At 73.5% G+C, this 22,210-nt stretch carries 13 protein-coding genes and 1 pseudogene; 7 read left to right on the top strand and 7 right to left on the bottom strand.

The genetic code is table 11. The features are described 5' to 3' along the window. Window positions 1–139 precede the first annotated feature (139 nt). Genes ACRAS8_RS22985 through ACRAS8_RS22975 form a run of 3 tightly spaced genes read right to left on the bottom strand, consistent with a single transcriptional unit; the run spans window position 140 to window position 3,299 of the window. Window positions 140–988: a sugar phosphate isomerase/epimerase family protein gene (locus ACRAS8_RS22985; RefSeq protein WP_438487885.1), complete on the bottom strand. Its 849-nt coding sequence runs from the start codon at window positions 986–988 to the stop codon at window positions 140–142. Then, on the bottom strand, window positions 985–2,154 hold the full coding sequence (locus ACRAS8_RS22980) for a dihydrodipicolinate synthase family protein (protein WP_438487884.1): 1,170 nt from the start codon (window positions 2,152–2,154) through the stop codon (window positions 985–987). The genes ACRAS8_RS22985 and ACRAS8_RS22980 overlap by 4 nt, the downstream gene beginning before the upstream one ends. Further along, a complete protein-coding gene (locus ACRAS8_RS22975) occupies window positions 2,151–3,299 on the bottom strand; it encodes a Gfo/Idh/MocA family protein (protein WP_438487883.1) in 1,149 nt (382 codons plus the stop codon). Before ACRAS8_RS22975 ends, ACRAS8_RS22980 begins: the two co-directional genes overlap by 4 nt. Window positions 3,300–3,476: 177 nt before the next feature. Here ACRAS8_RS22975 and ACRAS8_RS22970 point away from each other — a divergent pair, with 177 nt between their 5' ends. From ACRAS8_RS22970 to ACRAS8_RS22960, 3 genes are all read left to right on the top strand, one after another. Beyond that, window positions 3,477–4,673, top strand: coding sequence for a LacI family DNA-binding transcriptional regulator (locus ACRAS8_RS22970; RefSeq protein ID WP_438487882.1), 1,197 nt, complete (start codon window positions 3,477–3,479; stop codon window positions 4,671–4,673). 166 nt (window positions 4,674–4,839) lie between these two features. Further along, window positions 4,840–5,679 (top strand): sugar phosphate isomerase/epimerase family protein, encoded by an 840-nt coding sequence (locus ACRAS8_RS22965; RefSeq protein ID WP_438490569.1) that lies wholly within the window; start codon window positions 4,840–4,842, stop codon window positions 5,677–5,679. A gap of 530 nt (window positions 5,680–6,209) precedes the next feature. After that, window positions 6,210–8,030, top strand: coding sequence for a glycoside hydrolase family 3 N-terminal domain-containing protein (locus ACRAS8_RS22960; RefSeq protein WP_438487881.1), 1,821 nt, complete (start codon window positions 6,210–6,212; stop codon window positions 8,028–8,030). Window positions 8,031–8,260: 230 nt separating this feature from the next. Here the strand turns inward: ACRAS8_RS22960 and ACRAS8_RS22955 are convergent, their stop codons facing one another. The 3 genes and pseudogenes from ACRAS8_RS22955 to ACRAS8_RS22945 all read right to left on the bottom strand — a co-directional run bounded on the left by ACRAS8_RS22955 (window position 8,261) and on the right by ACRAS8_RS22945 (window position 16,009). Continuing rightward, a complete protein-coding gene (locus ACRAS8_RS22955; RefSeq protein WP_438487880.1) occupies window positions 8,261–9,679 on the bottom strand; it encodes a S28 family serine protease in 1,419 nt (472 codons plus the stop codon). A gap of 94 nt (window positions 9,680–9,773) precedes the next feature. Continuing rightward, window positions 9,774–13,775: an ABC transporter ATP-binding protein gene (locus ACRAS8_RS22950; protein WP_438487879.1), complete on the bottom strand. Its 4,002-nt coding sequence runs from the start codon at window positions 13,773–13,775 to the stop codon at window positions 9,774–9,776. Window positions 13,776–13,925: 150 nt separating this feature from the next. Continuing rightward, window positions 13,926–16,009, bottom strand: a pseudogene (locus ACRAS8_RS22945) (discoidin domain-containing protein). Between the two features lie 234 nt (window positions 16,010–16,243). On the opposite strand from ACRAS8_RS22945, the gene ACRAS8_RS22940 reads away from it, so the two are divergent. From ACRAS8_RS22940 to ACRAS8_RS22930, 3 genes are read left to right on the top strand one after another with little or no spacing between them, the layout of a single operon-like run. Continuing rightward, complete coding sequence (locus ACRAS8_RS22940; RefSeq protein WP_438487878.1) at window positions 16,244–17,011, top strand: ATP-binding cassette domain-containing protein; 768 nt, start codon at window positions 16,244–16,246, stop codon at window positions 17,009–17,011. Beyond that, window positions 16,983–19,226, top strand: coding sequence for a YhgE/Pip family protein (locus tag ACRAS8_RS22935; protein WP_438487877.1), 2,244 nt, complete (start codon window positions 16,983–16,985; stop codon window positions 19,224–19,226). Before ACRAS8_RS22940 ends, ACRAS8_RS22935 begins: the two co-directional genes overlap by 29 nt. Beyond that, window positions 19,223–19,897 carry a TetR/AcrR family transcriptional regulator gene (locus ACRAS8_RS22930; RefSeq protein WP_438487876.1) on the top strand — a complete coding sequence of 225 codons (675 nt, stop codon included), beginning with the start codon at window positions 19,223–19,225 and terminating at the stop codon, window positions 19,895–19,897. Before ACRAS8_RS22935 ends, ACRAS8_RS22930 begins: the two co-directional genes overlap by 4 nt. 120 nt (window positions 19,898–20,017) lie before the next feature. Here the strand turns inward: ACRAS8_RS22930 and speB are convergent, their stop codons facing one another. Continuing rightward, a complete protein-coding gene (gene speB, locus ACRAS8_RS22925; protein ID WP_438487875.1) occupies window positions 20,018–20,989 on the bottom strand; it encodes an agmatinase in 972 nt (323 codons plus the stop codon). Between the two features lie 214 nt (window positions 20,990–21,203). On the opposite strand from speB, the gene ACRAS8_RS22920 reads away from it, so the two are divergent. Next, window positions 21,204–21,995 carry a phosphatase gene (locus tag ACRAS8_RS22920; RefSeq protein ID WP_438487874.1) on the top strand — a complete coding sequence of 264 codons (792 nt, stop codon included), beginning with the start codon at window positions 21,204–21,206 and terminating at the stop codon, window positions 21,993–21,995. Window positions 21,996–22,210 lie beyond the last annotated feature (215 nt).

The following is a 22,210-nucleotide window of genomic DNA, read 5'->3' as shown; positions in this document are numbered from 1 at the left end:
CCTCGACGGTACCGCCGGGCGCTGACAGCGCGGCGCCGGCGGTGCGGGAGCCGGGCGGCCGACGGCGGCGGACGGGGCGCTGCCGGCCCCGGTCGGCGAGCGCTCGGCGGGCGCCGGCCGGATCGCCGGCCGCGCCGGGTCAGGCGACATGGGTGGTGAAGCGGGCGACGACCTCCGCAAGGACCTCGGCGCCGTCGCGGGACCACAGCGCGGGGTTGAAGATCTCCACCTCGATGGGGCCCCGGTAGCCGGCCGCGTCGACCCGTTCGCGGAACCAGCGCAGATCCACCGCGCCGTCGCCCAACTGCCCCCGGCCCAGCAGGACGCCCTCCGGGAGCGGGGTGATCCAGTCGGCGAGCTGGAAGGCGGCGATACGGCAGGGGCGGGCGGCGCGGTCGAGCTGGGCGGCGAGCGTGTCGTCCCACCACAGGTGGTAGCTGTCCACCACCACGCCCACCTGGCCGGCGGGGAACCGCTCCGCCAGATCCAGGGCCTGGGCGAGCGTGGAGACCACGCACCGGTCCGCCGCGTACATCGGGTGGAGCGGTTCCAGCGCCAGCCGGACGCCCCGCTCGGCGGCGTACGGGGCCAGTTCGGCGAGCGCGTCGGCGACCCGCTCCCGGGCGCCGGGCAGATCCCGGCTGCCCGGCGGCAGTCCGCCGGACACCAGGACCAGGGTGCCGGTCCCCAGGGCCGCGGCCTCCTCGACGGCCGCCCGGTTGTCCGCCAAAGCCGCCCGGCGCTCCACAGGATCCTCTGCGGTGAAGAAGCCGCCCCGGCAGAGACTGCTGACGGCCAGCCCGGCGTCCCGTACGAGACGGGCGGCGGCCCGCACCCCGTAGGCGCGCACCGGAGCCCGCCACAGGCCGACGCCCCGCAGCCCCGCCCGGGCGCAGCCGTCGGCGAGTTCGGGCAGCGACCACTGCCGGACGGTCTCCTGGTTGAGGCTCAGACGGGACAGCAGGGGCAGCGGCTCGGCATGCGTCACGGGGTGCCCGCCTCCTCGGCACCATGGACGGCCAGGAGGGCGTGCATTCTCGCGGCGGCCAGGTCCGGGTCGGGGAACAGGCCCAGCGCGGCGGCGAGTTCATGGACGCGGCGCAGATGCGGGAGGGAACGGGCGGACTGCAGGCCGCCGACCATGGTGAAGTGCGACTGGTGCCCGGCCAACCAGGCGAGCAGGACCACACCGGTCTTGTAGTAGCGGGTGGGCGGCGCGAAGAGATGCCGGGCCAGGGGCAGCGTCGGGTCGAGGACGGCGCGGAAGCCGGCCGGGTCGCCGGCGTCGAGACGGCGGAGGGCCTCGGCGGCCAGTGGGGCGAGCGGGTCGAAGACACCCAGCAGGGCGTCGCTGAAGCCGTGCGCGTCACCGGCGATCAGCTCCGGATAGTGGAGGTCGTCGCCCGTGTAGCAGCGCACGCCCCCGCCCTTCTTCTTGCCCGAGGTCCCCGCCACCGCCCCCATGGCCGCGAGCCTGCGGCGCAGCCGTACTTCCCGGGAGGCGTCCAGGAGGGAGACCTTGACACCGTCCACCGCGCCGGGATGGTCGGCGATGATGCCGAGGAGGGTCTCCGTGGCGGCGTCGAGGTCCGGGCTGCCCCAGTAGCCGGCCAGCGCCGGGTCGAACATCGGGCCGAGCCAGTGCAGGATCACCGGACGGGTGATCTGGCGCAGCAGGTGGCCGTAGAGGTCGCGGTAGGCGTCCGGGCCGGCACCGAGCGCGGCGAGTTGGCGGGACGCCATCAGGACGGGCCGGGCGCCGGCGTCCTCGGCTACCGCGAGCTGCTCCTCGTAGGCGGCCCGGACATCGGCCAACGTGGCGCTGCCCGGCGGAAGTTGGTCGGTTCCGACGCCGCAGGCCAGACGGCCGCCGACGGCGCGCGCCTCGGCGGCCGTACGGCGGATCAGCTCGGCGGCGCGCGGCCAGTCCAGGCCCGCACCGCGCTGGGCGGTGTCCATCGCCTCGGCCACGCCCAGCCCGTGTGCCCACAGGTGGTGGCGGAAGGCGAGGGTGGCGTCCCAGTCGAGGGCGGCCGGACCCTCCGGTGTGGTGTCGGCGCGCGGGTCGGCGACCACATGGGCGGCGGCGAAGACCGTACGGGAACGCGGCCGCGGCGGCGTCCCGGAGGGGAACGCGGGCCCGGGCGCGGTCACCGGGACAGCTCCGGGACGGGCAGCCGGCGGCCCTCGGCGGAGGAGCGCAGGCCCAGTTCGGCGAGCTGGACGCCGCGGGCGCCCGACCAGAGGTCCCAGTGCCAGGGCCCGTCGGCCACCACATGCCGGAGGAAGCGCTCCCACTGGGCCTTGAAGGCGTTGTCGAACTCCCCGTTGTCGGGGACCTCCTGCCACTGGTCGCGGAACGGCTCGGTGGACGGGAGGTCGGGGTTCCAGACGGGTTTGGGGGTGGTGGTGCGGTGCTGGACGCGGCAGCGGCGCAGTCCGGCGACGGCGGAGCCCTCGGTGCCGTCGACCTGCAACTCCAGCAGTTCGTCACGGTGCACCCGGACCGCCCAGGAGGAGTTGATCTGGGCGAGGACGCCGCCGTCCAGTTCGAAGAGGGCGTACGCCGCGTCGTCGGCGGTGGCCTCGTAGGGGGTGCCGGACTCGTCCCAGCGGCGCGGGAGGTGGGTGGCGACCCGAGCCTGGACGGCGCGGACCGGCCCGAACAGCTCGTGCAGCACGTACTCCCAGTGCGGGAACATGTCGGAGGCGATGCCGCCGCCGTCCTCGGCGCGGTAGTTCCAGGAGGGGCGCTGGGCCGGCTGCCAGTCGCCCTCGAAGACCCAGTAGCCGAACTCGCCCCGCACGGACAGGACCCGGCCGAAGAAGCCGACGTCCAGGAGGCGCCGCAGTTTGCGCAGCCCCGGGAGGAAGAGCTTGTCCTGGACGACGCCGTGCTTGACGCCGGCTTCCTGGGCGAGCCGGGCGAGTTCCAGGGCTTCGGCCGTGCCGGTGGCGGTGGGCTTTTCCACGTAGACGTGCTTGGCGGCGGCAATCGCTTTCTTCACGGCCGGTGCGCGGGCGGCGGTTACCTGGGCGTCGAAGTAGATCTCGACGGTGTCGTCGGCGAGGACGGTGTCGAGATCGGTGCTCCAGGCGAGGCCGTGCCGGTCGGCCAGCGCCCGGACCCGCGGCCCGGAACGGCCGACCAGCACCGGTTCCGGCCAGATCACCGTGGAGTCGTCAAGCGGGAGTCCGCCCTGGTCACGCAGGGCGAGGAGGGAGCGGACCAGGTGCTGGCGGTGGCCCATGCGCCCGGTCACGCCGTTCATGGCGATGCGTACGGTCCTGCGTGTCACGGCCCGGCCTCTCTCGCGCTCGGTGGGCGGAGTGGGTGCGGAGTGATTTCGGAGTGGGGGTGTGCAGAGGGGCGCCTGTGGACAGTAAGCGCTTTCTCCGAGAGGGGACGCTAGCCTGCGTGGCAGGTCGCCAACAAGGGTGTGTTCGGCGGATGTCGAGACGTGCGGGAGGGTGTGATGGCGGTGACGCTGACGGATGTGGCGGCGCGCGCGGGGGTGTCGCCGGCGACCGTCTCGCGGGTGCTCAGCGGGCGCTATCGGGTGACGGAGGGCACCCGCGGCCGGGTGCTGCGGGCGGTGGCGGAGCTGGAATATGTCGTCGACGGCCCGGCGAGCGCGCTGGCCGGCGCCGGTTCGGACCTGGTGGGCATCCTGGTCAACGACATCGCCGACCCGTTCTTCGGGGTGCTGGCGAGCGCCGTCCAGGGGGAGTTGGGCGGGGCCGCCGGCCCCGGAGGCGAGAAGCTGGCCGTGGTGTGCAGTACGGGCGGCTCCCCCGCGCGCGAGCTGGACTATCTCACCCACCTCCAGCGGCAGCGGGCGGCCGCGGTGGTGCTGACCGGCGGCGCCCCGGCCGATCCGGGCCATGCGCGGGCGCTCGCCGCCCGGTTGGCACGGCTGACGGAGGCGGGCACCAGAGTGGTGCTGTGCGGGCGGCCCCGGCCGGATCCGCCCGGGACGCAGAAAGGGGCAGAGCAGGAAGGGGACGAGGCGGAGGAGACGCCTCCACAGCTCGCCGGACGCCCCCCGGCCGCCATGCCACCCGTCACCCTGACGTTCGACAACCGCGGCGGCGCCCGACGGCTGACGGGGCATCTGCTGGCGCTGGGACACCGCCGGATCGGCTGCGTGACGGGCCCGGCCGGCCGCACCACCACCGCCGAGCGCCTGGCCGGCCACCGCGACGCGCTCGCCGCGCACGGCATAGCGGACGTGCCGGAGCGCACGGTCCCCGGGGCCTACGACCGCGGCTCCGGCTATGACGCGGCCCTGGAGCTGCTGCGCCGGGAGCCGGCACTGACGGCCGTCGTGGCGGCCAACGACACCGCCGCGCTGGGCGTGTGCGCGGCGCTGCGCGACCGGGGACTGCGCATACCCGAGGACGTCTCGGTCACCGGCTTCGACGATCTGCCGTTCAGCGCGGACGCCACGCCCGCGCTCACCACCGTGCGACTGCCGCTGCGGGAGGCCGGGGCGCGAGCCGGGCGGCTGGCGGTGGGACGGGCGACGGCGCCGCCGGGCGGGGTGGCGACGCTGCCCGCGGAGCTGCTGGTACGTGAGTCGACGGAGCCGGCGCGGTCCGGAACGGCGACGGTCGGGGGCGGCCGCGGCGCGGTTTCGGGCAGAACCGGCTCGGGCAGGTCTGGCGGCTGACGTGGGATGAAGGCCAACGGGGGGGACGGAACGCGGACGAGCACACCGGGAGACGGGGCGGACAGCCGGAGACGACCGGAGGCAGGGCGAACGGGGACAACCGGAGGCAGGACGGACAGAGACGAAAGGAGGCAGGGTAGTGGACGGCGACGGCGCATCGGTCAGTATGCGGCCGGCGTTCTCGACGCTCGGGGTGCCGGGAATGCCGATCGACGAGGTGGTACGGCTGGCCGCGGAGTGCGGCTATCAGGGTGTGGAGTTGCGGGCGCACCCCGAGGAGCCGGTCCATCCGCTGCTGGGCATACGGGAGCGGGCAGCGGTACGCGGCCGATTCGCGGACGCGGGTGTGGAGGTCCTGGCCGTCGCCGGGTACGCCAAGGTCGCGGCGGAGTGCCCCGGGGCGGCGGCCGAGGCGGCACTGGCGCACGAACTCACCGAACTGGTGCTGCTGGCAGCCGACTTGGGGGCCCGGTACGTCCGGGTCTTCCCCGGCGGCGGCGACCGTCCGGCGGAGCGCGCGACTGCGGACGCGGTCCGCCGGCTGGCCGCGGTGGCACCGCTGGCCGCGGAGCGCGGGGTGCGGGTGCTGCTGGAGACCCACGACTCACACCGCACCGGAGCGGCGGCGGCCCGGATCCTGGAAGCGGTGAACGATCCGCAGATGGGCGCGCTGTGGGATGTGCTGCACAGCTGGCTCGGCGGGGAGACACCCGCCGCGACCCGCGCCGCACTGGGCCGACACCTGGGACGACATCTGGGGTACGTACAGGTCAAGGACGTGGCATCGGCTCAAGACCTGACGCCGCTTCAACTGGGCGCGGGGGTACTGCCGCTGCCGGAGGTGGTGGCAGCACTCGGCCCGAGGCCCGTCGGCTGGTGGTGCTGGGAATACGAGAAGCGGTGGCACCCGGCCGCGGCGGAACTCCCCGGCCTACTGAGGCAGGGCCGGACACACCTGGAGCGACTGATCGAGGAAGCGAACAACATCGAGGAAGCAAACAACTGAGGCAACTGGGGCTGAGTCAGGGGCGGGATCGGTGCGCGAGGGGCGGGACCGGTGCGTGCGTGCCCGGTCGATGCGCGCACACGCCGGAGCGCAACGCCGCGAAAAGCCCCACCGTAAGGGCCCCACCGTAAGGAACAAATCACTCTCCGTAATCGTTGCGAGTATAAGGAAGCACGCGCGAGCCCAACCCCGCCCCTCACCACCCCTTCCCGCAGTGCTCCGCATCACCCCGCAACCCACGCAGCACCCACACCACCCAACCCACCCCTCACTCCACACCCACCAACACCCCGTCACACCACTCCCCCACCCACCGCCCCACCGACCCACCACCCTGCCAAGCCGCCGACCCGCCCCAACCCCACCACCCCCTCGACGCCCCACCCGCCCCCACCACACCCCGCCCCCCACCGCAATCGCTGAACGACGCCGAGCTTCACCGTCATTGACCGGCAGTTGTTTTCCGGCTATCCGTGTCTCCTTGGAAGTTTCCTTCACGCGTTCGAGGAAGCCCCCCGGAAGGAGCGCAGATGCACTCCAGACGTACCGTCCTGACCACCGCCGCCGCAGCCGCCGCGACCGCCGCCCTGGGCGCCGGCCCCGCGCACGCCGTCCCTTCCCCCGCCCCGCCGCCCTCGCCCGCCGACCTGGACCGGCTGCGCCGGATCATCGCCCGTATGACGCCGGAGGAGAAGGCCGGGCAGCTCTTCGTGATGCGGGTGTACGGGGAGTCCGCGACCGATCCGGACCCCGCCGACGTCGCGGCCAACCGCAAGGAGATCGGGGTCGACAACGCCGCCGAGCTGATCGCCACGTACCACGTCGGCGGCATCATCTACTTCGGCTGGGCGCACAACACCCGCGACCCGCACCAGATCGCCGAGCTGTCCAACGGCATCCAGGATGCCGCCGCCGACCTGCGCGTGCCCGTCCCGGTGCTGATCTCCACGGACCAGGAGCACGGCATAGTGGCGAGGATCGGGGCGCCGGCGACGCTGCTGCCCGGGGCGATGGCGCTGGGTGCGGGCGGGTCCGTGGAGGACGCCACGACGGCCGGGCGAATCTCCGGGCAGGAGTTGCGGGCGATGGGCCTCCGGCAGGACTACGCGCCGGACGCGGACGTCAATGTGAACCCCGCCAACCCGGTCATCGGCGTCCGCTCCTTCGGGGCCGACCCGGAGGCGGTGGCCCGTATGGTCGCGGCCCAGGTGGGCGGCTATCAGGGCGCGGGGGTGGCGGCCTGCGCCAAGCACTTTCCCGGGCACGGCGACACCGATACCGACAGCCATGTCGGGCTGCCGTACATCCACCACACCGCCGAGGAGTGGGAGCGGCTGGACGCGCCGCCCTTCAAGGCGGCGATCGCCGCCGGGATCGACTCGGTGATGACGGCGCACATCGTGGTGCCGGCCCTCGACCCCAGCGGCGATCCGGCAACGCTCTCCCGGCCGATCGTCACCGGCATCCTGCGGGAGCGGCTGGGCTACGACGGGGTGGTGGTGACCGATTCGCTCGGCATGGAGGGCGTCCGGGTGAAATACGGGGACGATCGGGTGCCGGTGCTGGCCCTGAAGGCCGGCGTCGACCAGCTGCTGAACCCGCCGGATCTGTCGGTCGCGCACACCGCGGTCGTCCGGGCGCTGCGGGACGGCGAGCTGAGCGAGCGGGAGATCGACGCCAAGCTGCTGCGGATCCTGCTGCTGAAGGAGCGCCGGGGGCTGTTCGCCGACCCGTACACCTCGCGGCAGCAGGTGGACCGGGTGGTGGGGGCTCGGGCGCATCGGGGGGCCGCGGACCGGATCGCGGACCGCACCACGACGCTGCTGCGGAACGACGGCGGGGTGCTGCCGCTGTCGCGGCGGCGGACCCGCCGGCTGCTGGTGGCCGGGGTGGACCCGGCCGCGCCGTCCGGCACCGGCGGCCCGCCGACCGAGGTCCTGGCCCGGGAGCTGACCGGGCTGGGGTTCGAGGCCACCGCGCTGTCCACCGGGACGGCGCCGTCCCGGCAGGTGATCGCCCGGGCGCGGGCGGCGCTGGGCCGGCGGGACGCGGCGGTGGTGGCGACGTACGACGTCACCCCGTCGTCGGCGCAGCGGACGCTGGTCGCGGAGCTGCTGGCCACGGGGAAGCCGGTGGTGCAGCTGGCGATCCGCAATCCGTACGACATCGCCCTGTTGGACGGGGTGGAGGCGGGGCTGGCGAGCTATTCGTGGACGGATGTGGAGTTGCGGGCGGCGGCGCGGGTGATCGCCGGGCGGCGGGATCCGGTGGGCCGGCTGCCGGTGCCGATAATGCGCGCGGACGCGCCGCAGACCGCGCTGTATCAGATCGGGCACGGTCTGCGGTACTGAACCGGACTGCGGTACTGAACGGGCTGCGGTACTGAGGGGTGTTGAGGTGGCGGGCCGGTGGGTGCGTGTCCTCCCGAGGTGAGGGCACGCACCCGCCGCGCGTCCGGGCATCGGCACCGGACGTGTGTGTCTGTGCCGCCCGGCACGGCGCGGGCCTACAGCCGCGTCAGGGTCGCGTTCACGGCTGGCCGCGTCGCGGCCGCGTCATGGCCGGCCGCGTCATGACCGGGTCACGGCCGCAGGGTCGTGCTGCGGGAGAGCTGCGAGCGGTCGAGGCGGCTGTCGGCCGGGGCCTGGGGGACGGCGTGGCCGTCGGCGGGCACCGGGAGCCCGGCCCAGGTGAGCAGTTCGGCGGTGGCCTTGGTGCGGTCGGCGTCCTTGAGCTGGGCGATGTTGGCGCCGTGGTTGCCGCCGGGCACGGTGAAGAGGTACGAGTCCCGGGCGCCGCGGCCGAGTTCGAAGTGCTTGGCGCTCCACGGGTCGTACTGGCCGTTGACGAACATCATGTGGTTGGCGTGGTGCCGGACCCAGCGGTCGACGTCGGGCATGGCGCGCTTGTCGAACCGCATGGGGAGGGAACGGGGCACGAAGCTGCGGGAGTTGTTGATGCCGGGGTAGCGCAGCAGACCGCGGAGGTTGGGGTAGTGGTACTTGGGCTCACCGAGCTGGGTGCCCGCCTGGTAGTAGTACGGCTGGAACTTCGTCAGGCCCTGGTCGGTGTAGGAGTCGAAGCCGCCGACCTTGTCGATCCAGGTCCACAGGGTGTCGGTGGAGGCGGTGGGTTCGGGCACCTGGGCGCAGGCGGTCTTGGCGGGCTGGTACTGCCAGAAGCCGAAGACCAGGTCGGTGACGAGGACTTCGTAAGCGCGGTCCGCGGTGCCGATGAGGGTGAAGGTGCGCTTGTTCTCACCGGCCCACTTCTCGTAGCGGTTGACCATCTCGTCGCGGCGGAGCAGGGCCTCGCGCTCGATCTTTCCGACGGCGGCGCGGCACTCGGGGGTGCCGACGGTGGCGAAGAAGCGGTCGTAGGGGGCGGTGTCGTCGCGGTCGGTGTTGTTGGGGGCGACGTAGGCGACGGTGCCGTTCATGTCGTGCGGGAAGAAGCGGCGGTAGTAGGTGGCGGTCATGCCGCCCTTGCTGCCGCCGGTGGCGATCCAGTTGTTGGGGTAGATCGCGTGCAGGGCCTGGAAGATGCGGTGCTGGTCGGTGGCGGCCTGCCGGATGTCGAGCTTCTTCCAGTCGGTGGGCACCGGGCGGGACGGGGTGAAGTAGCGGTATTCCAGGGAGACCTGGTTACCGTCGATGATCTTGGTGGGTTCGCTGCGGGACGGGGTGGTGCTGACGTTGTAGCCGGAGGTGAAGAACACCGTCGGGCGGTCCACGGACTTGTGGAGGAGGGTCAGCCGCTGCTGGAACGTGCCCTTCTCCGGGTGCCGGTGGTCGATCGGCTGGGTGTAGTCGAGGACGAAGTAGCGGTAGTCGTCGACCGGTTTCTCCTCGATGAGGTGCATGCCGGGGATCGCGAGGATCCGGTCCTTGATGTCGGTGGTGTCCGCTCCGGCGGCGGTGGCTGCTCCGGCCGGTGCGCCGACGCTCGCCGCACTTATGAGTACGGCGAGCGTCAGCAGCCGTCTTCTGCCCTTGCGCATGGGCCCTCCCCTTGGGGTGACTTGGGGTGACAGAGGTCGGGCCGAACCTATCCGCGCGGCGGGGGCGCCACCAGCCCCCATTGGGGCGCCGTGATCACACTGTGAGGGACGCTCCCGCGGTCTTCGAGGGGGGTGCCGACGCCTCGCCGGTGAAAGTGCGCCACAGCTGCGCGTAGCGGCCGTCGCGGGCGAGGAGTTGGGCGTGGGTGCCGTCCTCGGCGATCCGGCCGTGGTCGAGGACCACGACCCGGTCGGCGCGGGCGGCGGTGGTGAGGCGGTGGGCGACGATCAGGGTGGTGCGCGGGGAGGGGACGGGGGTCTCTCCTGCTGCGGTCGTGCGGCCGGTGAGGCGTTCGGTGGCTTGGTTGACGACGGCTTCGGTGGCCAGGTCCAGGGCGGCGGTGGCCTCGTCGAGCAGCAGGACGTCGGGGTCGGTGAGTTCGGCGCGGGCCAGGGCGAGGAGTTGGCGCTGTCCGGCGGAGAGGTTGCGGCCGCGTTCGGCGATCCGGTGGAGGTAGCCGCCCTCGAGGGTGGCGATCATGGGGTGTGCGCCGACGGCCCGGGCGGCGGCCTCCACCTCGGCGTCGGTGGCGTCGGGGCGGCCGTAGGCGATGGCGTCGCGGACCGTGCCGGGGAAGAGGTAGGACTCCTGGGGGACGACGCCGAGCCGGCGGCGGTAGCCGGTCAGGTCGAGTTCGCGCAGGTCGGTGCCGTCGATGCGGACGGCGCCGGTGGTCGGGTCGTAGAAGCGGGCGACGAGTTTGACGAGGGTGGACTTGCCGGCGCCGGTCTCGCCGACGAAGGCGACGGTCTGGCCGGCGGGGATGGTGAGGTCGATGCCGGTCAGGGCCGGTTCGTCGTGGTCGCCGTAGTGGAAGTGGACGTTCTCGAAGGTGAGGTCGCCGCGGAGCGCGGGGACGGGGCGGGGGTGCTCGGCGGGCGGGGTGGAGGTGGGCTGGGCGAGCAGTTCGCGGATCCGGCCGAGCGAGACGGACGCCTGCTGGTAGCCGTCGAAGACCTGGGAGAGCTGCTGGACGGGGGCGAAGAACAGGTCGATGTAGAGGAGGTAGGCGACCAGGGCGCCGGCGGTGAGGGTGTGTGTGCCGACGCGGTCGGCGCCGACGATCAGGACGAGGGCGGCCGCCACGGAGGACAGCAGCTGGACGAACGGGAAGTAGACGGATATCAGGAACTGGCCGCGCACCCGGGCCCGTCGATAGGCGTCGCTGTGTGCGGCGTACCGCTCGGCGCCGTGGCCCTCGCGGCGGAACGCCTGGACGATCCGCAGTCCGGCGACGCTCTCCTGGAGGTCGCCGTTGACGGTGCTGATCCTTTCGCGGGCGAGTTCGTACGCCTTGACGCTGCGCTTGCGGAAGACGTACGTGGCCAGGGCCAGCGGGGGCAGGGTGGCGAAGACGACCAGGGCGAGCTGGACGTCGATGGCGAGGAGGGCGACGAGTATGCCGAAGAAGGTGAGGACCGAGACGACGGCGGTGACCAGGCCGGTCTGGAGGAACGAGCTCAACGCGTCGACGTCGGTGGTCATGCGCGTCATGATCTTGCCGGTCAGTTCGCGCTCGTAGTAGTCGAGGCCGAGGCGCTGGAGCTGGGCGAAGATCTTCAGGCGGAGGGAGTACAGGACGCGTTCGCCGGTGCGGCCGGTCATGCGGTTGGCGCCGATCTGGGCGGCCCACTGGACGGCGACGACGGCGAGGGCGAGCCCGGCGGCGGTCCAGACGCCGGCGAGGATGCCGCGGCGGACGCCGTCGTCGATGCCCTGCCGGATGAGGACCGGCAGCAGCAGGGAGGCGACCGCGTCCACGGCGACGAGGAGGAGGGCCACCAGGAGCGGGCGGCCGAAGCCGTGCAGCAGGCGGCGCAGGCCGTAGGAGGGCTCGGGGCGGACGGCGGCGGCCTCGTCGATGTCGGGGGTGTCGGCGGCCGGGGGCAACGCGGCGACCTGGGCGAGGAGTTCGGGGGTGGCGGGGCTGCCGGCCATGGTGGCGGCGGCGGGGGTGCCGCGGGGGGCGGGGCCGGCGGCGCCCGCCTCGGCTTCTTCCTCGCGGCGGAGCCAGAGTTCGGGGGTGATGCCGCCGGTGGCGGCCGCGGCGTCGGGGTCGGCGGGCGCGTCCGGGGTGGCGTCGATCAGGGCTTCCGGGCGGCGGGGGGTGGTGTCGGGGTGCGGCCGGTCGCCGTCGGTGGCGGGCTCCAGCAGCGTGGCCGTGCCGGATGCCGCGTACTCGCCGTCGAAGGCGCCGCGGGTGCCGTCGGCGGCGGCCGCGGTGCCCGCCGGGTCGTGGGGGACGCCGCCGAGTTCCTCGGGGTCGGTCAGCAGCCGGCGGTAGAGGGCGCAGCGGCCGGCCAGTTCCTCCTGGGTGCCGACGTCGACGAGGCGGCCGCCGTCGAGGACGGCGATCCGGTCGGCGAGTGCCAGGGTGGAGGCGCGGTGGGCGATCAGGAGGGTGGTGCGGCCGGCCATGACGCCGCGCAGTGCCTCGTGGATCTCGTGCTCGACGCGGGCGTCGACGGCGGAGGTGGCGTCGTCGAGGACCAGCAGCCGGGGGTCGGTGAGGATGGCGCGGGCCAGGGCGATGCGCTGCCGCTGGCCGCCGGAGAGGGTCAGGCCCTGTTCGCCGACTTCCGTGTCGTAGCCGTGGGGCAGTGCGGTGATGAAGCCGTCGGCCCGGGCGGCGTGGGCGGCGGCGCGGATCTGTTCGTCGGTGGCCTCGGGGTGGCCGTAGGCGATGTTGTTCCGCAGGGAGTCGGAGAAGAGGAAGCTGCTCTCGGGGACGAGGCCGATGGCGGCGCGCAGGGATTCCAGGGTGAGGTCGCGGACGTCGTGGCCGCCGACGAGGACGCGGCCGGCGGTGGCGTCGTAGAAGCGGGGCAGCAGCAGGGAGACGGTGGACTTGCCGCTGCCGGAGGCGCCGATGACGGCGACGGTCTCGCCGGCGTCGATGTGCAGGGAGAAGTCGTCGAGCACGGGGCGGGCGGGGCGGGCCGGGCCGGCGGCGGCGTCGGCGGCCGGGTCGTGGTGCGGGCCGTAGCCGAAGGTGACGTGGTCGAAGACGACGGTCGCGGGGGCGTCGGCGGGCAGGGCGTGGGCGTCCGGGTGCTCCTCTATGGTCGGCTCGGTGTCGATGAGTTCGTAGACCCGCTCGACGCCGGCGCGGGCCTGCTGGCCGACGGTGAGCATCATGGCGAGCATCCGGACGGGGCCGACCAGTTGCGCGAGGTAGGTGGAGAAGGCGACGAAGGTGCCGAGGGTGATGTGGCCGCGGGTGGCCATCCAGCCGCCGAGCGCCAGCATCGCGACCTGGCCGAGGGAGGGGACGGCCTGGAGGGCGGGGGTGTAGCGGGCGTTGAGGCGGACGGTGCGCAGCCGGGCGGCGAACAGCCGGCGGCCGGCCTCGCGGAGCTTGCCGGTCTCCTGCTCCTCCTGGCCGAAGCCCTTGACGACCCGGACGCCGGAGACCGCGCCGTCCACGACGGAGGCGACGGCGGCGGCCTGGCCCTGGGCGTACCAGGTGGCGGGGAAGAGGCGGGTGCGGCTGCGGCGGGCGATGAACCACAGGGCGGGGGCGACGGCCAGCGCGATGACCGTCAGCAGCGGGGAGAGGACGGCCATGACGGCGAGCGAGACGGCGAAGAGGAGGACGTTCCCGATCATCATCGGGAGCATGAAGAGCAGGCTCTGGATGAGCTGGAGGTCGCTGGTGGCGCGGCCGACCACCTGGCCGGTGCTGAGTTCGTCCTGGCGGCGGCCGTCGAGCCGGGCTATCGCGTCGAACATGCGGGTGCGCAGGTCGTGCTGGACGTCGAGGGCGAGGCGGCCGCCGTAGAAGCGGCGGAGGTAGGTGAGGGCGTAGACGACGAGGGCGGCGGCGACGAGGAGGGTGGCCCAGGGTGCGAGGGGCTGCTCGTGCCGGACGATCACGTCGTCGATGATCAGCTTGGGGATGAGCGGGACGAGGCCCATGACGGCCATCCCGGCGAGTGAGGCGCCGAGCGCCAGCAGGACGTCCTTGCGGTGGTGCCGGCAGTCCCGGCCCAGCCGCCGTGCCCAGCCCTTGTGTGTCGTGTCCGTCCCCGCCACCCGATGCCTCCCATGCGTCGTCTGCCGCACGGGCCAACGCCGGGGGCCCCGGATTTCATCCCGCCGTAACAGTCCGGCGCGAGAAATCCGGGAGATCCCGCAGGGCGGGCCCGGGACCCCTTACGGGATCCCGGGCTCCGGTCCCTGCGGTCACTGCGCCCGGGTCACCGTCAGCTCGCTGATCCCGGGGCGCGGGGCGGGCTTGCCGCCGGGCGCGGGGCGGTGGTCGCCGTGGACGACGACGCGGACGTAGCGGGCGGTACTGCGCCCCTCGTCGGTGCCGGTGCCGGTCCAGTGGCGGCCGTCGCGCGAGATCTGGACGGCGTAGGACACCGGGCGGGTGGCGGTCCAGTGCGGGGTGATCCGGCCGACGGTGACGGTGCGGCCGAGGTCGACGGTGAGGGTGCCGTCGGCGGCGTCCGGGACCCAGGCGGTGGTGGTGTTGCCGTCGACGGCGGCGCCGGCGTACATGCCGGGTTCCTCGGAGGTGGCGGTGGCGGTGGTGCACCGGGCGGCGTCGGTGGTGGCGGCGAGGTCGGGCCGGCGGGTCTTGAGGACGGCGGGGACGCCGCGGCTGACGAGCTTGTCGCCCTCGGGGGTGGCGAGCGGCAGGGCGGGGCCGGAGGTGAGGCGGACCGTGGTCCGGTGGGCGCCGAGGGCGACGTCGAAGGTGCGGCCCTGCCAGTGCAGTCCGCGCAGGGTGACGCCGGCGGAGAGCTGTGGCGGCAGCGTCGGGTCCAGGCGTACCCGGTCCTCGGTCATCCGCAGGCCGGTCAGGCCGTTGGTGAAGACCTGCAGGAAGCCGCCCTTGCCGGTGAGGAAGTCCTGGGCGGGGCGGCCGGCGTGCGGGTCGCCGGCGCCGGCCTTGTTGCCGCGGGCCTCGGAGAGTCGGGGTGGGTGGCCAGGAGTCCGGGGTACATCCAGGTCTCGGCGTCCCAGAAGATCTCGCCGGCGTAGTTGTCGCTGGTCAGGCCGGTGGGGCCGATGCTGTTGGCGCTGCCGTCGCGGGTCGCGGCCAGGAGTCCGTACTGGGCGGAGCGGATCCAGGACTGGAGCTCGGGCTGTCCGGTGACCTCGATGTCGCTGCGCCAGAGCTTCTGCCAGGCGGCGCGGTGCCGGGCGGTCAGGTCGGCCCAGCCGGCGTCGGCGGCGCGGCGGGAGGCGGTCTCGGCGGCGGTACGGGGGCCGCGGGAGGTGAGCGCGGTGTCCACGCCGACGTACTTGGTCAGTTCGTAGGTGCGGCCGCGGTCGACGGGGAAGGTCAGGCGCTGGTGGGCGCTGAGCTGTTCGGCGGTGGTGGCGGCGGAGCCGGTGGCCTTGGCGGGCGGCTCGGGGCGGGCGTCGGGTATGCCGTGGCCGGCGCGCAGGGTGGAGGCGACGGCGCCCTCGGTGCCGGTGCCGTCGGTGCGGAAGCCGACGGAGACGGTGCCGGGGTGGGCGGGGCGGTCGCCGGGGGCCGGTCCGGCAGGTTGCATGCGGCGGGCGCCGCGGCCGTCGAGGGTGTCGGTGACGGTCGTCCGGCCGCTCCAGTGCGGGGTCATCCGCAGCCGGACCGCGGCGGTGTGCGCGTCGGCGCGGTCGGCGAGCACGTCGTAGACCAGGTCGGTGGCCCGGCCGTCGGCGGCGGTCCAGGTGAGCGAGGTGCGGACGAAGCCGCAGCGCAGGGAGAGGGTCTGGCGGTAGTTGCTGATGCGGCCGGGCGCGGTGGCCGAGGAGAAGGTCTCGGGGTGCGGGCCGCCGGTGGTGACGTCGAGGGTGGTCCAGGTGGGCAGGGCGGCTATCGCCTGGCGTCCCTGGAGGTTCGCGGGGCCCTTGGCGTAGAGGCCGGAGACGAACGACCCGTCGTACTCGGGGGTCTTCAGGGGCCAGCCGGTGGTGCCCCCGGGGGCCGCGTAGCCCATGCCGTTGGGCGGGACCCGCTGGCCGAGGTAGCCGTTGCCGACGTAGGCGTGGTGGCTGTCCTTGGGGTCGATGGCGGTGGCGGTGGCGGCCCAGCCGTCGGCGGTGCAGGAGGCGGACGGGGCGGCGTCCGGTGTGGCGGTCCCGGCGGTGGCGGCGGTCGCCGGGGCGAGGGCCGCGACGAGGGTGCCGGCTATCAGGGCGGCGAGTGTCCCGTGTCGCCTACGGGGTGCCCGTGCGGGGGCGGTTGCCCGTGGCGGGGCGGTCGGCGGCTCCGGGCGCGCCCTGTCGTCGTTCCGCGCGCCCTGCGGCGCCGTCGGTTCCCTGTGGTCCATGTCGCTCCGTCCCTGCGGCCGGTACGCGCCCTGGGGCACGGACCCAGCCTCGGCTCTGCCCAACGTCAGCGCACCCTACGAGCCGCCGGTGACGGCGGTCACCGTTAAATGCACGATCCATCGATTTCCGGCCGCGACCGATGTTTTCCGGCCCCGTGTGCGGCCCCGGATTGGTCAAGACGGCCCGCGTACGGCACACTTTTAGACTGACCAGTCAGATCAAAAGGAGGGGTTGTGGAGACCACCCGCCAGGGCGCGGCCGTCAACGCCCGGGGAATAGGAGTGAAGGGCCCACGCGGGTGGGCCTTTCGAGGCGTCGACATCACCGCCGACCCGGGGTCGCTGATCGCGGTGCAGGGTCCCTCGGGCTCCGGCCGCACCTGCCTGCTGCTCGCGCTCACCGGACGGATGCGGATCGCCGAGGGCCAGGCCACGGTCGCCGGCTTCCCGCTGCCCAAGCGCATGGGGACGGTCCGCGGCCGTACCGCCATCGCGCACGTGCCCGGCATCGCCGACCTCGAACCCGCCCTCACCGTCGCCGAACACCTCCGGGAACAGGCCCTCCTGGGCCACCGGGGCGCCGCGCTCCTCTTCGGCCGCCGCCGCAAGGAGGCCACCAAGGCGCTGGTGGACGCCGCGCTGGCGGCCGCCGGACTCGACCCGGAGACCCTGCCGAAGGGCCTGCGGACCTGCGTCCGCGACCTGGAACGGCTGGAGGCGCTGCGGCTGTCGGTGGCGCTCGCGGTGATGCACCGGCCGCACCTGCTGGCCGTCGACGACCTCGACCTCAAGCTCTCCTCCGACGAGCGCGCCGCCGCCTGGCAGATGCTGCGGGACCTGGCGATGGGCGGCACCACCGTGGTCGCGGTCGCCTCCGACGCGCCGGCGGACGCCCTGCGCGTCTCCACCGCCGCAGCACCCGCGACCACCCCCGACACCCACCGGCCCGACACCCACGAGGAGGAAGCGGCGCATGCGTTCGCCGAGACTGGCCGCGCTTGAGCTGCGGCGGTTCAGCCGGGGCAAGCTCCCCCGGCTGGGCCTGGTCGCCCTGATGCTCATCCCGCTGCTGTACGGAGCGCTCTACCTCTGCTCCTTCTGGGACCCCTACAGCCGCCTGGACAAGATCCCGGTCGCGCTCGTCAACGAGGACCAGGGCGCCACCGCCAACGGCAAGAAGCTGACCGCCGGCGCCGACCTGGCCCGCAACGTCAAGGACAGCAAGACCTTCGACTGGGAGGAGGTCAGCGCCGCCGACGCCGCCAAGGGCCTGGAGAAGGGCGACTACTACCTGTCGCTGACGGTCCCCAAGGACTTCAGCGAGCGGATCGCCTCCAGCGGCGGCGACGACCCGCAGACCGGTGCCCTGCAGGTCCACACCAACGACGCCAACAACTACATCGTCGGCTCGATCTCCAAGACGGTGTTCTCCGAGATCCGCGCCAAGACCTCGGCGAAGTCCAGCCGGGCCTTCCTCGACAAGATCTTCGTGTCGTTCTCCGACCTGCACGACGAGACCGCCAAGGCCGCCGACGGCGCCGGCAAGGTCAACGACGGGCTGGGAACCGCCAAGGAGAAGACGGGCGAACTGGCCGATGGGCTGGGGAAGTTGAACGACGGGGCCGGGAAGCTGGACAAGGGGGCCGGGGCACTCGACAACGGGCTCGGGAAGCTGGGCAAGGGGGCCGGGGACCTCAACAACGGCCTCGGCAAGCTGCAGAACGGCGTCTCGCAGGCCGCCACCAAGTCCAAGGAGCTCAGCCAGGGCGCGAGCCAGGTCGCGGACGGCACCCAGCTGCTCGTCGACAAGGTCGACGGCCTCGCCAAGAAGGACCTGCCCTACCTCAAGCAGCACGGCAAGGAGATCGCCGACGGCGCACGGTTCGTCGTCAAGGTGACCGAGGACGTGGACGACTTCCTGTCCAAGCTCCCCGCGAACTCGTCCAAGGCCGCCGCCCAGACGCGCAAGAGCGCCGACGACGCCCAGGCGCTGTACGAGGCGCGGTGCACCGGTGGGAACACCGACGCCGACTGCGCGCGCCTGAAGGGGATCGCGGCCGGCACCGCCGACGGGGCCGACCTGGCGAAGAAGGTCGACAACGCCATCGCCCAGGCGGACTTCGGCCAGCTGCGCGCCAAGCTCCGCGAGGTGCACCAGGGCGCGCAGATGGTCGCCGACCAGGTGCCGGACCTCGTCAAGAACGCCGACGGTCAGCTCGCCCAGCTCAACAAGCTCAACGCCGGTGCGCACCAGGTCGCCCAGGGCGCCGGGCAGTTCGCCGGCGGTCTCGGCACCCTCGTCAACGGCGCCGGCCGGCTCCAGAACGGCGCCGGCGACCTTGAGAACGGCGCGGGCAAGCTGCAGAACGGCGCCGGCGACCTCGCCAACGGCATGGGGCAGCTGCACGACAAGCTCGGCACCGCCCACGACGGCGCCGAAAAGCTCAGCGGCGGTCTCTACAAGCTCAAGGACGGCGCCAACCAGCTGGCCACCGGGCTGCACGGCGGTGTCGCCAAGATCCCGGACTACGACAAGAAGGACCGGGACACCCGCACCGACGTGATGTCCGACCCGGTCAAGCTGGCCGCCAAGTCGATGCACAAGGCGCCCAACTACGGCACCGGCCTCGCCCCGTACTTCATCCCGCTCTCCCTCTGGGTCGGCGCGATGGTCGCGTTCATGCTGCTGGCGCCGCTCGGCAAGCGGGCGCTGGCCGCGGGCGCGCCCGGCTGGCGGATCGCGCTCGGCTCCTGGCTGCCGGCGTTCGCCATCGGCGTCGTCCAGGTGCTGGCCCTGATGGCCGTACTGCACTGGGCGCTGGGCCTGGAGATGGAGCGCGCGGGTGCCACGATCGGCTTCCTGATGCTGGCCACCGCCTGCTTCACCGCCTTCATCCAGCTGCTGAGCGCCTTCTTCGGGCCGGCTGGCCGGGTGCTGACGCTGGTCATCCTGATGCTCCAGCTGACGTCGGCGGGCGGCACCTACCCGGTGCAGACCAGCCCGGGCTTCTTCTCGGCCATCCACCCGTTCCTGCCGATGAGTTACGTCGTCGACGGCCTTCGCCGGCTGATCACCGGCGGCGACCTGGACATCGTCTGGCAGGGAAGCGTGGTGCTCGCCGCCTTCACGGTGGGCGCGCTGGCCCTCACCGCCCTCGCGGCCCGCAGCCGCCAGGTCGTGCGGATGAAGGACCTGCACCCGGAGCTCAGCCTGTGAGCACCCGCTCCGGCAACGGGGGCGGCGCCATCGCCGGCGCCGCCCCCCGCCGTACGCCGCCCCCGCGCCGCGCGCCGGCTCCCCGCCGCACCCCGACCCGCCGCCGGCTCTTCGACGCCGCCGTCACGCTCATCGCCGAACAGGGCTTCTCCGCCACCACGGTCGAGGAGATCGCCGAGCGCGCGGGCGTCGCCAAGGGCACCGTCTACTACAACTTCAGCAGCAAGAACGTCCTCTACGAGGAGCTGCTGCGGGACGGCGTCGACCTGCTCGCCGGCTCGCTGCGCACCGCCGCCGACGACACCGTGGCCCGCGGCGGCAGCCGGGTCGACGCCCTCGACGCGATGATCCGCGCCGGCCTGGACTTCATCGCCGGCTCCCCCGCCCTCACCCAGCTCTACGTCGCCGAGCTGTGGCGCACCAACCGCACCTGGCGCGCCACCCTCACCTCCGTCCGGGGCCGCGCCCTGGCGGTCGTGGAGTCGGTGCTGCGGGACGCGGTGCGCGCCGGGGAGCTGAGCGACGAACTCGATGTGCCGCTCACCGCCTCCGCGCTGCTGGGGATGGTGCTGGTCGCCGCGCTGGACTGGCAGTCGTTCCAGCCCCAGCGGTCGGTCGAGGAGGTGCACGCCGCCCTGTCCCAGCTGGTGCAGGGACGGGTGGGGGCGTGAGCACGGGGCCGTTGAGTGGTGTGCGGGAGGGCGTGCCCCGGACGCGACACGTGAAAAGACCGCCGGCGGGCTCGGATCGGAGGATCGGAGCCCGCCGGCGGTCTTTGCCGTACGCGCGGGTCAGCCCCGGGCGTCCGCGATCTGCCGCGACATGATCGTCGTCAGCTCGTACGCGGTGTGCGAGGCGGCCACCGCCGTGATCTCGGCGTGGTCGTAGGCGGGAGCCACCTCCACCACGTCCGCGGAGACCAGGTTGCAGGACGCCAGCCCGCGCAGGATCTCCAGCAGTTCGCGGGAGGTCATGCCGCCGGCCTCGGGGGTGCCGGTGCCGGGGGCGTGCGCCGGGTCCAGGCAGTCGATGTCGATGGAGATGTACAGCGGCCGGTCGCCGATGCGCTGCCGCAGCTGGTCGGCGACCTCGTCGGCACCGCGCCGGTAGATGTCCGAGGACGTGACGATGCCGAAGCCCATCTTCTCGTCGTCGGTGAGGTCCTTCTTGCCGTACAGCGGGCCGCGCGTGCCCACGTGGGACAGCGCCGAGGTGTCGAGGATGCCCTCCTCGACGGCCCGGCGGAACGGCGTGCCGTGGGTGTACTCGGCGCCGAAGTAGGTGTCCCAGGTGTCCAGGTGCGCGTCGAAGTGCAGCAGCGCGACCGGCCCGTGCTTCTTGGCGACGGACCGCAGCAGCGGCAGCGCGATGGTGTGGTCGCCGCCGAGCGTCATCATGCGGGCGCCGGTGCCGAGGATGTCGTCCGCGGCGGCCTCGATGGTCTCCACGGCCTCGTTGATGTTGAACGGGTTGGCCGCGATGTCCCCGGCGTCGGCGACCTGCGCCAGCGCGAACGGCGAGGCGTCCTGCGCCGGGTTGTACGGCCGCAGCAGCCGTGACGCCTCACGGATCGCGTTGCCGCCGAAGCGGGCGCCGGGGCGGTAGGAGACGCCGGTGTCGAAGGGGACACCGACGACGGCGACATCGGTCCGGCCGCCGACCTCGTCGAGGCGGGGCAGCCGGGCGAAGGTCGCGGGCCCGGCGTAGCGCGGAATGCGGGAGGAGTCGACGGGGCCCACGGGCTCGTGCGATGCGGTGGTCATGGCGCCGAGCGTAGGGACCGCCCGACCACCCCGCACATGGACATTTACGACCCTCACCGCACCGCCGTTCGACATTCTGTCCAGCGCTGCGGCGCGCTCGGGGGCCCGCCGCGGTGGGCCCGGCGAGGTGCCGAGGAGGTATCCGGGCTCCGGGGAGGTGGTCCGGGCTGTGGACCGCCCCGCCCCGCCGGGGCCGGCCGGGCACAATGTCGCTATGCCGATAGCCGCAGTGGCCCCCTCGCGTGCCGAACTCATCGACCATCTCGTCCGGACCAGGATCGCGGGGGCCGTCGCCACCCCCCGCGAGAACAACCTCCTGCACTACCGCCGGCTCGCGAACGGTGACCGCCACTACTGGTTCGGCCTGGAGCTGGGCGACCGCTGGACGGACGAGCAGGACGTACTGGCCGTGATGGCGGAGCGCTGCGGCGTCGACGACGACCCGGACCACCGGCAGGGCCAGGACACCATCGACCCGGAGCTGACGGTGGACGCCCTGGAGCGCGCCGCCGCGCTGCTGCGCAAGGCGGCCGCCGACCGGCAGCGCGTGCTGTTCGCCACCGGCCACCCGGGCGGCCTGCTGGACGTCCACCGCGCCACCGCCCAGGCCCTGCGCGAGCGCGACTGCGAGATCATGGTCGTCCCCGACGGGCTGCGGGCCGACGACGGGATGGTCTTCCAGTTCGGCGACGTGGCGATGCTGGAGCGCGGGGCGACGCTGTGGCACACCCACTCCCCGGAGCCGATGGCCGCGGTCCTGGACGGCCTGGAGCGCGCCGGCCGCCCGCTGCCGGACCTCGTCATGGCCGACCACGGCTGGGCCGGCTGCGCGGGCCAGCGCGGCATCCCCACGATCGGCTTCGCCGACTGCAACGACCCGGCCCTCTTCCTCGCCGAATCCGAGGGCACCGTCCACGTCACCGTCCCCCTCGACGACCACGTCCTGAGCCCCCGCCACTACGATCCGCTGACCCACTACCTCCTGGCGGCTGCGGACCTGCTCTGACGCCGTGACGCCGGCAACGGCCAGTCGGCGTAGCACCGAACGGCGCGCGAGCTGAACGGCGGAGACGCATCGGGCTGCTCCCAAGGGCGCGGGGTGCGGGGTGCCGGCCACAGGGCCGGAGGGACGGTGAACTACCGTCAACTCTCCACGGACCGGCACCAGATGACATCAGGGATCAACCCTGACCGACCCCGGGGACACCCCTGAAAACCCCT

The organism is Streptomyces sp. S186 (assembly GCF_051603415.1).
GTDB lineage: Bacteria > Actinomycetota > Actinomycetes > Streptomycetales > Streptomycetaceae > Streptomyces.
The sequence above is the reverse complement of the archived record's forward strand: the minus strand, read 5'-3'. Positions and strand labels throughout refer to the sequence as shown.